This is a genomic window from Levilactobacillus cerevisiae (genome assembly GCF_003946245.1).
In the GTDB taxonomy this organism is placed as follows: Bacteria; Bacillota; Bacilli; order Lactobacillales; family Lactobacillaceae; genus Levilactobacillus; species Levilactobacillus cerevisiae.
This window is the reverse complement of record NZ_RHNN01000010.1, coordinates 123536-135089: the sequence shown is the minus strand read 5'-3', so window position 1 is coordinate 135089 and position 11554 is coordinate 123536. Positions and strand designations below refer to the sequence as shown.

Here is an 11554-nt window from a genome sequence, read left to right as displayed (position 1 = left end):
ATGAGTAAACAAAAAGCACATTCACCGAAGTGAATGTGCCGTTCAAAATCTCCACCAATACGATTTGACAGAGACCCTGTTAAGCGGAGTCAGTTGCCATCTGACACACGTTTCGGCAACGTAAAGTCGGCGGACCAAATCCCACGGCTGAGCCTAAATTTGGCTCACTCACGCCTACATAGACTGTGGCCAATTATCGCGGACGAACGCCGTCAATCCAGCGATGTACATACCAATGTCACGGTGAAAAACAATCGTAACCGGAGGAGGCCAGAGATGGAGGCAGCTGTGTCGACGGTGTTAGCTGAGATTTCTCAGCTTACAGCGTGGGACGCGTTTGGAGACTGACGGTTTATGCCAGGCTTCAAACCGAGCCGGAGGACCGCCCCTCAGGCCGCAGGCGGTCCCCATAGACGCCGGAATCTCTGGCAGCCGCAGGTGGCAATTTTTGTCAATCAAGCCCGTTCTAATGGGATTTTCCCCGAGTAAAATTGACGGTATTCACAGGATGTTCACACAAAGTTCGGAATTTATTTACATAACAAATTTATATCTGGCGTATATTGTAAGTGTTACATAACGATTGGGGGCGATTGGTCTAAATGACCAGTCCCCCCTTTTTTGACATATTTTAGAAGGAGATGGCTCATTTGCAATTCAAACACCCCCGGGTCGTAACGCTTGCCGTTGCCTCCCTGGCGATTCTGACAGTCGGCTTAGCCGGTTGTTCCTCATCAAAGAGCGCCGCATCGAGTTACGCCATTAAGAACAACAAGGCAGTCCTCTCGACGGCTCAGATCAAAAAGAACCTGGACACCAAGATCATCACGACCCGTCAAGACAGTCAGAAAAGTTTGACCGCAACTTACAAGGCGGCAGCGGAGAATAGTAAATACACGCTGACCAGCCCGTACGTCAAAGTAAATCCGTACAAGACCTCGCCGCTGACTGCCCTGGTCACATTTAAGAGCAGTACGGCTGAAAAAATTAGCTACACGGTGGTCGGCAAGACGGACAAAACGTCAATCACCAACACCGTTAAGGGGGGTTACACCACGACCCACCAGGTCCCAGTCGTTGGGCTGTACGCGGCTTACACCAACACGGTGAAGATCACGGCCACCACCAAGGCTGGCAAGACCACGACCAAGACGTTGAAAATGAAGACTGGTGCCCTGCCAACCTACATTAAGGACGCCACCATTACCACCAAGAACGTCAACAAGTCCAAGATGGAAATTGGCAAGAACAAGCTGACCATCATGAACCGAACGACCAAGGAACCCTTCGCCATCGACGCTGACGGCGCCGTGCGTTGGTACAGCACCGACTACTCTCAACACACGATTGAACAGTGGACGGGTGGCCACATCATGATGCTGTCGAAGACCGACGTGAACTCCGACGTTTATAACGATTTAATTGAAACCGATTATCTCGGCCGCGTTTATAAAGAATACAGTTTTGCCTCTAACACCAGCAGCTCCGATAGCGCCAGTGTCAGCAAGGCTGCGGCTAAGGCCAATACCGAGACGACCGTCATTCACCATGATCTCGTTGAGCTGCCCAACCACAACTTCCTGGCCACCGTTTCCGACGGGTCCAAGTACAAGGAAGACACCATGATTGAGGTTTCCCACAAGACCGGGAAAATCGTGAAGGTCATCGACATGAAGAAATTATTGCCGGCGTCGATGTACAAGAAATTTGCGAAGGGTGCCGACGGGAAGATTGACTGGCTCCATCAAAACGCCGTGGACTACGACAAGAATGACAAGTCGATCGTCATTTCTAGCCGGAACCAAGACATGATCATGAAGCTGGATTATAAGACCAACCACATCAAGTGGATCTACTCCGGTAAGAAGAAATCCACTTGGCCTAAAGCGTACCGCAAGTACCTGTTGAAGGCGGATAAGGGCACGGTTGTTACCGGTGGCCAACACGGGTTGTACCTCCTGAACAACGGCGGCAGTAACTCTGCCAACAGCGAAAACTTCCTGCTGTACGACAACAACATTTCTGTTACCAACGGGAATAAGAGCACCTCTGGCAAGTACTCACAGGCCGTTGAATACCACGTGAACCAGAAGAACATGACGATTAAGTCGACCTGGTCCTACGGTAAATCCTTAGGCAAGACCAACTTCACCTACGTGATCGGTTACGCCGAACGCGAAGCCAACGGCAATACCCTGATTGACTTTGGGTACAAGAATAACGGGACCGAAAGTAACGTGATTGAAGTGACCAAGTCTGGCAAGCAGGTCTTTAACGTGACGATGAAGAGTGCGGCGGCTAAGGCTTATGCTTACCGGGCCTACCGCGTGCCATTCTACAGCTCCAGCTACCAGTTCGACGCTACACGCTAATTGGTTGTACCACTTCGCCTGCGGCTGTCAGGGGGTGCCGAACTGTGGGGCAACCCGCTAGAGCCAAAGGACGGTCTCTAGCGGCGGTTGAAAGCCTCACCTAAATCGTGAGTCTTCCAACGCGACCCGTGGTGTAAGGCCGGCAGAGCACCGGTCTAACGCCACTTTCACAGTACAGCACCCCCTGACCTCCTCCGACTACGTTATGGCAACAATTAGCTTAGGCCGATGGAGACTGAACGTTGTGTCATTCATGAACCACTATCGAATCCATTTCACTTGGGTTTGATAGTGGTTTTTTATTTTGTCTTTAATTTTGGGAAGGACGGTCAGAGCCAAAAAGCGGTCTCTAACCTTGCCTTGAGCCTCATGAACCGAGTCTCAAAGACACCATTTTCTGAAAAGTCCATTCAGAAAATCCCACGGCTGAGCCCATTTTGATTGCCTTTCCGGCTGACATTTGCGGTAGCATCGTACTGATGCCTCACTTGAATTTTACTTGTGAACACTCATGACTGTACTTTAAGGTTATGGGTGTTTTTGTTTACACATTCTGTTCCTTTACCCAAATCGTGAGTCTTCCAACACGGCCCGTGGTGTAAGGCCGGCAGAGCACCGGTCTAACGCCACTTTCACAGTACAGCACCCCCTGACCTCCTCCGACTACGTTATGGCACCAATTAGCTTAGGTCGATGGAAACTGAACGTTGAATCATTCATGAACCACTTTCGAATCCATTTCACTTGGATTTGAGGTGGTTTTTATTTTGTCTTTAATTTGGGGAAGGATGGTCAGAGCCACAGAACGGTCTCTAACCTTGCTTTGAGCCTCAAAGGCACTATTTTCTGAGACCTGTACTCAGAAAATCCCACGGCTGAATCCATTTTGATTGCCTTTCCGGCTGACGTTTGCGGTAGCATCGTACTGATGCCTCACTTGAATTTTCCTTGTGAACACTCATGACTGGGGAGGTTTTTTTAACCTTTTTTGGTCGTACCCGATGGGTTCAACCAAAAAGCTAGAAAATCTCGGAGCCGTAAAGGGCCAGTTGAGACTTTCTAGCTTGCGATGAATAATTCAGGAACTTATCAGAAAAAAATCAGATTGTTTTATCCTCTTTATCACTGGCATGCATAGCTAATACTTTATATTCTGGTGCATGACTATCGTGATCTACAAGGTACTTTCAAGTAGTCGGGCAAACGGAACTCAGGATTATCTCCAAGTTGTTCAACACTCATATCTTGTGCAAATTCATCACCCGACTTCAATTTAAAACGCAAATCACCATGATAACGCATTGGTGTACTATCTTTAGTGCCACTTGCAAAGGTTAAACTGGTTTCATTTATTTCAGCATTATAAATGACTTGATCCACAGTGTCCTTAATATGAATCATGTCCCCCGCCAAGTAATGTTTTGTTGAGAATACAGGTTGTTCACCATCTTGTACCTCAGTAACTAAATCTGCAACTGAGATGTGTTCTGAACTAGGCATCGTAAACTTATCACGCCATGACGGACGATTAAGATCACCATACCCAGTTGTAAAGGCACTTTGACCACCATTAACCTCAGAATCAAGTTGTGGACGGTCATAATGACCATGAAAACCATTAATTAAGCCATGAGTACCGAGACCGCTATTCGCATCATCATTCCGATAAGCGATATACGGTGCCATCTTGACTTTGTTATTTAAAATAAAATGAGCCACGTATTTCCCAGTAAGACCAAATTTAAATCCACGATAAACACCTGGCTTAACGCTTGTATTGATTGTCTTATTGCCATGCGGATTGATAACGATTAAAGAATAGTTGGTTCCCCAAAGAAAGGCATTAGCCATCGCGTAGAAAGCCACCGAATGCTTCGTAGAGGCGGATTGGATATCGTGCGACGCTGATGTGCCATACTTTTTCCCATTAAATTCGATAGAGCCAGGTGAAGTTGTTACACCGTATTTACTCGTGGTTATCTCCGGAGAGATATTGTAAAGGCCATTGCTAACTTTCTTGGTAATCTTCCATGCTACTTTTGCCCACACAGGTATACCTCTTGTCAGTACTTCCTGATTTTAATCAGGTGCTCCTACTTCTGCTGCATTTGCAACGCTTGGAACCACGCTGGTTGCCAAAACTCCTAATACGAGTACTGACAACATTAACTTTTTCTTCATGGACTATTCTCCCTTATGCTTTTTTGAAAAAATCTTAATTAGAAAAAATCTAGTTGTCTCAAAGATGGCTATCGCCGATACTAATAATATGAACAAGCTGATCAGCACTGATACTCCCGAATCATTGCTGAAAATCATATTGGAGAAAAACCTGCCAATACGGAAAATAAAGAAAATCGTTAGAATCATGGTACATAAATACATAAACTTTTTTTCTATAGCATTCACCTCAAATCTGTATTTTGGGATTGACAGCTATAAGAAATAGAATACCGAACCAAGAAAACCTTGTCAATAGGTAAAACGTTAATATTATTAAATAAATATTACCATTACGAAATCATTAAATTTTCCGTCTAATCGTAGATAGGAGATCCATCGTCACAGTGATGCTGATTGAAAACTTAGAGACTGTTATTAAGAAATCCACTATCTATGAATTGAAAAGCAGACTTAATGCTCAGCCAAGACGAGGACATTATCGTTACATAGCTAGGAAAGATCTCAAAATCGGAATTTGTCATTCATGACGACGCAAAAACTTTTAGCAACGTGATTGCAAAAAAATAGCTCAAAAATCATTCAAGTCTCGGATAGACTTCATTCCCCATAATGTATCGTAATTATTCTTTTCTCTATTACTCCTGAGGGAAGTATATCTAATACCGATAAGTCGTGCAGAACTGGTAATGGGTGGAAACCGATTGCATATTAAGTGCATCATCCTAAAATACCCCAGAGAACTAATGATAACCGTTCTCTGGGGTGCTCCTATCTAATTACTTCAAGTCCTAATGCTTCCACTTACGCCGGTGATTTTGCTCGTATTGCCAGAAAATGAGGCCGGCCACTACCAGGATTGGCACCAGTACCGTGTAGCCCGCCAGCAGCTTACTGAAGGCCGCCACTAGGACTGCGCCTAGGACGAAGCTGCCGACCGTTGTTAGCGCGTCTAAGGCTTTTTGACGGGCTTCTCGGTCCTTTAGCCGGGTTCCATTTAGCAGGGTTGCCGTGACGCTTAGGACCGTTTCCAGGCCCATTGTCTCCTGGAACAACTGGAGTTCCACTGCCGCCGTCAGGGACAACAGCGCGGTCGCTACCCAGTCTGGGACCACGCCGGTTGTTGCTAGCACGATGATCAGGAGACCAAACGTTGCCCAGAGCCCCACATTTTGATTGTCTCGCTGGCGTTTTTCTAGGTAGCGCTGAAGGCCTCTGCTCAGTCCAATTCCAATGACAAATGCCAGCAACGCCGTTAAGTAGCGCCCCATTTCCGCCAGTTGCAGCTGGCCAAAGTTGATGCCCAAGAGAACCAAGTTTCCCGCCTGCAAACCGGCAAAGACCGCCCCGTGTTCCAGGTAAGCGTACGCGTCGAGCGCCCCGGCAATCACGGTCAATCCACTCCCCAACAATAGCTCGTCACGAGCTCGAAAAGCCTTCTGTCTCAATGTGTTCACCTCTACGTAAAAATTCGTCTTTTCAGTATAAATGAAATTGTTTAAGAATTTCCAAGGGCACAACAAAATCCCACCCCCAATGATTAACCATGGTAGGTGGGACAAGGACTTTCGCGGCTATTTAAATGTTTCTAAAGAGGTCAAAATCAGCTGAATAAACGCTTCCCGGTCCAGGTCTAAAAGCACCTGGGTGTTCTTGGGCTTGCCGGTCAATTCGTAGTAATCACAAACCGTTTCACCGCGAACCAGTTCGCCTTGTGTTTCAACATCCACGTTCATCAGTTCACTCTGGAACATCTCGGGATGCAACAGCCAGGCAACCGTACACGGGTCGTGCAGTGGCGCGCCTTTAAAGCCCCATTTAGGATTCTCGTGGTACAGTTCAAAGAAGTTCAAGAGGCCGTAAAAGGCGTGCGCAACCGGATTGTCGATTTGACCAACCGCGGCAATTTCTGGCTTGAGGATCTGCGCCTTGTGGGTCACGTTTAAAGGCGCCATTGTCAGCGGAATACCGGCGTTGAGCACGATTTTAGCCGCTTCCGGGTCCACGTAAATGTTGAATTCGACCGACGGCGTCCAATTGCCCAGCCCCATGGCGCCGCCCATGAAGACGATGCGATCAATCTTGCTCTTTAATTCCGGATAGACGCGCAGGAACAGCGCCAGATTGGTCATTGGCCCGGTGACGACCATGGTGACGGGCGTCGCGCTGTTCCGCAACGTTTGGGCCATCAGTTCAATTGCCGTTAAATCCTGAACTTTGAAATCTGGGTCGGGCAGTTCGGCGCCATCCAGCCCGCTCTTGCCGTGAACGTTGCCGGCCGTTTCCAGTGGCTTCAGGAGAGGCGTGCGGTTGCCCCCAGCGACCGGAATCTCTTGGTGGTGCATCAGTGTCAGTAAGCGCATCGCGTTGTTCAACGTCTTCTCTGGCGTCTGGTTGCCGGCTGACGTGGTGACGGCCAACAGGTCAATCTCGGGGTTGGCGATTGCCAGCATCATGGCGAGGGCGTCGTCGTGGCCGGGGTCGCAGTCTAAGATAATTTTTGTCATGGTTTCAGCTCCTATTTCTAAGTGATACCTTTATTCTAAACGAAAATGAGAGCGCTTTCTACCGAGACTAAAAAAATTCTCGCCATTGCCTACGCAATCGACGAGAATCCACATACTTCTAATTGGGCTAGCTGGGATCGAACCAGCGCATGACAGGATCAAAACCTGTTGCCTTACCGCTTGGCTATAGCCCAAGAATTAAGTCATTACTGACCCAACAGGAATAAATTTTATCATCAAATGGGGGTGGAACGCAAGTCTTTTTTTAATTTTTTTAACATAAGAACGGTTGCGTCCCCGGCAGTAAACCGCTAACATTACCGTAGATAGGGTGTTCCATTGGTTGGTGGTGCAACCTAGTTGTCGTGTTCAGTGGTTTTTCTCACTGGCGTTTCAACGGCCGTGTTCCACCCGTTCCAACTGGAACAACCAAGAATGAGGTGACCCATTTGACAGGAAAAATCACCATTAAAGATGTGGCCAAGGCGGCTGGGGTCTCGGTCGCTACGGTTTCGCGCGCGCTCAGCGACAATCCCCGGGTCAAGCGCGATACCCGCCAGAAAATTCAAAACATCGCGCGCAATCTAGGCTATCACCCGAACGGCCTTGCGCGCAGCATTCGCGTCCAGCAAACACACACGTTGGGTGTCATCATCCCCGACATTCTCAATGCGTTCTTCACCCACCTAAGCCGGGCCATTGAAGACGCCGCCTCCCGGGTGGGCTACGACGTGGTGCTGGTCAACACGGACGAAAACTTGGCCAAGGAAGCCAGCGCACTCAACCTTTTATTGGAAAAACAGGTCGATGGCATTATCATTACCAGCGCCGGTGGCCCCACCGATTACGCCGCCATTTTAAGCACGACGCCGGCCGTTTTCGTTGACCGGATGCCACCCGCCACGCAGGAAACGCCTTACGATCGGGTATTGGTCGACAACGTCCAGGGCGCCCAGGCAATCGTGGCTCGCCTGATTGATCAGGGTGCGCACCGCGTCGGGATTATTAATAGCGCGGTCTCCTTTACCGCCCACGAACGGTTGACGGGCTACCAACGCGCACTGACCGCGGCGGGCATGGAACCCGAGGCCGCCATTGAAGCCACCGCGCGCACGGACAACAGCAACGTCCAGCAGATGACCCGGCAACTACTCGTGAATCAAAAATGTGATGGCTTATTTGTGGCCGACAACACGATTATGGAAGAGGTCTTGCGCAAATTACCGGACCTCCAGCTTCCCCAGCTCCAACTAGGGGGCTTCGACGATCAGGATTGGTTTGACTTTTTACCCCAGCCCATCGTGACGGCCCGCCAACCGATTGGTGAACTGGGCCAGACGGCCATTGACCGCTTGGTGGCTAAGATTGAAGACCCCGACCTGTTGCCCCGGGAAATTCGGTTGTCCACCACGACCATTTCACGCTAGGTCGACGCCCAGAAATTGTTGGGCAAAGTAAGCGGCCTGGGTCTCGTTCAGGCGACAGCCCCGGAGTTCACGTTCCGTGACGCGGAGGCTGTCGAATTGGCAAGTGCTGAGGTCGATCTGTTTCAGCGGGGTATCGGCGAAATCGGCTTCGTTGAGATTGCAGTCAATCACGTGGAACTTTTTAAGCGTGCTGCCCATGCAATTGAGTTCCGCCATTTTGCTGCCAACGAGGTCAACGTCGCTCATCTTCGCCTCATTGAAATTGGTCAGTGAGAGGTCACAATCCTGGAACGTCACCTCTTTGAGGACGGCATGATCAAACGTGGTCCCGACTAATTTGCAATTCTCTAGGGTCACCCGAAACACACTAGCCCCTTCAAAATCGCAATTCGCCAGCGTACAATTTTTCAGGATGACATCCGTTAGTTCCAGCCGGCTAAAGCTGTCGCCAATGAAGGTCATACTGGTCAGGGTCGACTGATCAATGAGCGGGTGTTCCAAGATCTGTTCCATGATGGTTTCTTGTTTCAGTTCCGCTTGGGCCAGCAGATGGTCCTCGTCCTGCTTAATGGACATGAAATCGCGTTGTTCCAGCGTTTCTAGTGGGATTCTGGGTGTATTCATTTCGTTTCAGCTCCTTGGTATGTTCCCAGTATACCGTATGTGAAATGCAAAGGGCTATCCTGTTTTGGCTGTGTGCCGGGATAGCCCTTTTCGTATGTCTTTAGGATGACTTGTGATTTTTGCTGCGCCGGTAATCCTCTAATCCTCGTGCCAAATCAGCGTTCACTTTTTCCCAATCACCATCAATGCTCTGCTTCTCTGATTGATTTTTAATCGGCTGTACGTGCACAATGTTCCTTGAAAAATAGGTGAGTCGACTAAATAGCTTTAGAAACGACAGCACCGAGATGGATTTCTTTCTTGCCATGCTCGCGAACCTCCTCTGATGTCTTAATTCTAGCGGTATGCAACTTCGATAACAAACCATTACCTCTGCCTAAACAGGCTTTCGTTTTGCCCATCAAATAGTCACCTAATTTTACTAATTTAGCACCAAAACAGTGAGCTTAGTTTAGACAATGCCGCCTAGCATTTGAACACGCTGTTCTTCTATCAAAAAATGAGCCACCCTCACATGGGGTGACCCAATTCCGCTGATTATTCGTGAACCTTAGCGGCCCTTCGCGACTGCTCCGGGCCGGAACTTTTGGCATTGATGAGGTGCTGTGATGTGGTTCGACAAATGTTAAATCAGCTGATCATTGCTAACCTGTTCCACTTGACTGCCAGGTGGCCATTTTGTGCGGCGGACTTGCTCTGGTCCGGCGCTGGCTGGGCCTGGCAGGTTTTGGGGACAGGTGGTGTCGACTTTAGTTGGTACGTTAGATTTTTGGCTCCCCCTTGCGTGCAAATCTAACGCTTTTGGCTTTGGGTTTGGCTTGGTTTAACCCAGTTGAGAAAACAGCCCAAAGGCAGTGTTGTTTTCTTTGATTTTAGACTGGGTTAAGCAATTAGCCTCAACTCCGGGTTGACCCCGGTTCAGTAATACCCCAAGCCCAGGGTTGGACTTACCATTAATTCCATACTGGCTTAGTCCGTTAAGCTTGTTCTCCACGGATACTAGCCTCGACCCTGGCGGCCTCTGAAACGTGCTACGAGAGCCAGACTCCTGCGCTTAACACAGCTAAGACTGCTTTAGCCCGTTTGACTTATTCTCCACGAATACCATCCTCGGCCCTGGCAGCCTCTGAAACGTGCTACGCGGGGCAACTGGTTCCGCTTAACAACGCTAAGCAAAGCCCCCAAGCCCGGGGGCCTTCACTTAGCGCCGTTAATGCTCGCCAGTTAGGCGCCCCGCTCCGCACTCTACCTCAAGATCTCACAAAACTCCACCGTCTCGTGGTTTGGCCCCAAGATATTAAAGAACCGAATTCCCTTATCCCAGAACGATGGGATTGATTGGACCTCTTCGTTGACCAGGTCTAACCCCTGCTCTTTGGCTGCGGCGAAGGCCTGGTCCACGTTGGTTGTGTTCAGTGAAATGTGGTTGATGGCGCCCGCCGTTGGGTTGGTTGGATCGCCTTCCCACGTTTCAATCGTCAGGTTGCCGAAGCGCATGAAGGCACAGCGGTTCTCCCCGTTTGGAAATAGCCCTGCACGTTCAAACCCCAATGATTCGTAGAACGCCATGGTCTTGTCTAAATCTGCCGTGGGAATCCCCACGTGTTGAATGCCCGTAATAAAATCTTGAATTGCCATTTTGATTAACTCCTATTCAATCTTTTGTCCAACGTCAACGGCCTGGTGGGTCAATTTTGGAAAAATCACCTTGTCTGCGATTCCCGTAATCCCACCTTGTGCCAGGAATGCAAAGATTGTGCCGACCCCAAAGTTGGTGAACTGCCGGGTGATGACTAGCGCCAGAATGGCCATGATGGTTGGTGGAATGTAAGACGCCCACATCGCTTTGGCCGCCTGCCCCTTGAAATACCGGAACCGTAAAATCTGCATCAAATCATCAGCCGGATGCAAGACCAGGTTGACCCGCTGATAGATGGAAATGGCGACCGCAATGAACGCCACCCCCAAGAAGTTGAGCGCGATGTAGAGCACAATCATCCCCGTGCTCCGGGCTTCCGGCAGTCCCGCAAACAACGCCGGGTATTTGCCATCAAAGAAGTCCTCGAACACTTGAATCAACGCGGAGAACGGTACCATAAAAATCATATTCCCAGCAATCCGCTTCCAGTCCCAATGCCGAATCAACACGGCGTTTAACACGGCCGTTAAGAAGCCCATGATCAGGAATGCCCAAAACAAATTCCAGTGAAAGGCCGTTCCCAAATTGGCTTCGGCTGCGGACCAGTACGCCGCCCCCAAGAAGGACGGGTGAATCTTGGCGCTCGTGACCAACGTTAACACGTTACCGGCCGAGTTGATGACCAGCGACAGGGCAAAGTAGGCAATCGCCTTGGACATGGAAATCGTCCGCTGATTACTGACCGTCACGTCGGCATCCGTATGCAAATCGCTTGCTGCTTCAACTTTCACAATAATCCCTTAC

Annotated in this window: 9 protein-coding genes and 1 tRNA gene; 2 read left to right on the top strand and 8 right to left on the bottom strand. The window is 49.2% G+C overall.

Going from position 1 to position 11554, the window contains the following annotated elements:
• Window positions 1–641 precede the first annotated feature (641 nt).
• Entirely contained in the window at window positions 642–2372 is a 1731-nt protein-coding gene (locus EKM99_RS06710; protein WP_164511545.1) for an aryl-sulfate sulfotransferase, read from the top strand.
• 1164 nt (window positions 2373–3536) lie between these two features.
• On the opposite strand, the gene EKM99_RS06705 is transcribed toward EKM99_RS06710, so the two are convergent.
• The 4 genes from EKM99_RS06705 to EKM99_RS06690 all read right to left on the bottom strand — a co-directional run bounded on the left by EKM99_RS06705 (window position 3537) and on the right by EKM99_RS06690 (window position 7254).
• The gene (locus EKM99_RS06705; RefSeq protein ID WP_125582129.1) at window positions 3537–4421 is read right to left on the bottom strand and encodes a hypothetical protein; all 885 of its coding nucleotides are present in this window, start codon (window positions 4419–4421) and stop codon (window positions 3537–3539) included.
• Window positions 4422–5344: 923 nt separating this feature from the next.
• The gene (locus EKM99_RS06700; RefSeq protein WP_225419806.1) at window positions 5345–6010 is read right to left on the bottom strand and encodes a YoaK family protein; all 666 of its coding nucleotides are present in this window, start codon (window positions 6008–6010) and stop codon (window positions 5345–5347) included.
• Window positions 6011–6127: 117 nt separating this feature from the next.
• Entirely contained in the window at window positions 6128–7060 is a 933-nt protein-coding gene (gene rihA / locus EKM99_RS06695) for a pyrimidine-specific ribonucleoside hydrolase RihA (RefSeq protein WP_125582125.1), read from the bottom strand.
• 122 nt (window positions 7061–7182) lie between these two features.
• Window positions 7183–7254 (bottom strand) — tRNA-Gln (locus tag EKM99_RS06690).
• 246 nt (window positions 7255–7500) lie between these two features.
• On the opposite strand from EKM99_RS06690, the gene EKM99_RS06685 reads away from it, so the two are divergent.
• Window positions 7501–8487, top strand: coding sequence for a LacI family DNA-binding transcriptional regulator (locus tag EKM99_RS06685; protein WP_367377159.1), 987 nt, complete (start codon window positions 7501–7503; stop codon window positions 8485–8487).
• Here the strand turns inward: EKM99_RS06685 and EKM99_RS06680 are convergent.
• From EKM99_RS06680 to EKM99_RS06665, 4 genes are all read right to left on the bottom strand, one after another.
• Window positions 8479–9111 (bottom strand): pentapeptide repeat-containing protein, encoded by a 633-nt coding sequence (locus EKM99_RS06680; RefSeq protein WP_125582121.1) that lies wholly within the window; start codon window positions 9109–9111, stop codon window positions 8479–8481. The two genes, EKM99_RS06685 and EKM99_RS06680, sit on opposite strands and share 9 nt — an antisense overlap.
• A 100-nt stretch (window positions 9112–9211) precedes the next feature.
• On the bottom strand, window positions 9212–9418 hold the full coding sequence (locus EKM99_RS06675; RefSeq protein WP_125582119.1) for a hypothetical protein: 207 nt from the start codon (window positions 9416–9418) through the stop codon (window positions 9212–9214).
• Window positions 9419–10356: 938 nt separating this feature from the next.
• A complete protein-coding gene (locus EKM99_RS06670) occupies window positions 10357–10749 on the bottom strand; it encodes a VOC family protein (RefSeq protein ID WP_125582117.1) in 393 nt (130 codons plus the stop codon).
• A 12-nt stretch (window positions 10750–10761) separates the two neighbouring features.
• Window positions 10762–11469: a fructose permease gene (locus EKM99_RS06665; RefSeq protein ID WP_225419807.1), complete on the bottom strand. Its 708-nt coding sequence runs from the start codon at window positions 11467–11469 to the stop codon at window positions 10762–10764.
• Between the last annotated feature and the right edge of the window lie 85 nt (window positions 11470–11554).

What these genes read in the sequence shown, in the direction of transcription:
- EKM99_RS06675 (WP_125582119.1), bottom strand. Translation starts at nt 9,418, where the DNA reads ATGGCAAGAAAGAAATCCATCTCGGTGCTGTCGTTTCTAAAGCTATTT.
- EKM99_RS06680 (WP_125582121.1), bottom strand. Translation starts at nt 9,111, where the DNA reads ATGAATACACCCAGAATCCCACTAGAAACGCTGGAACAACGCGATTTC.
- rihA (WP_125582125.1), bottom strand. Translation starts at nt 7,060, where the DNA reads ATGACAAAAATTATCTTAGACTGCGACCCCGGCCACGACGACGCCCTC.
- EKM99_RS06670 (WP_125582117.1), bottom strand. Translation starts at nt 10,749, where the DNA reads ATGGCAATTCAAGATTTTATTACGGGCATTCAACACGTGGGGATTCCC.
- EKM99_RS06665 (WP_225419807.1), bottom strand. Translation starts at nt 11,469, where the DNA reads ATGTCCAAGGCGATTGCCTACTTTGCCCTGTCGCTGGTCATCAACTCG.
- EKM99_RS06710 (WP_164511545.1), top strand. Translation starts at nt 642, where the DNA reads ATGGCTCATTTGCAATTCAAACACCCCCGGGTCGTAACGCTTGCCGTT.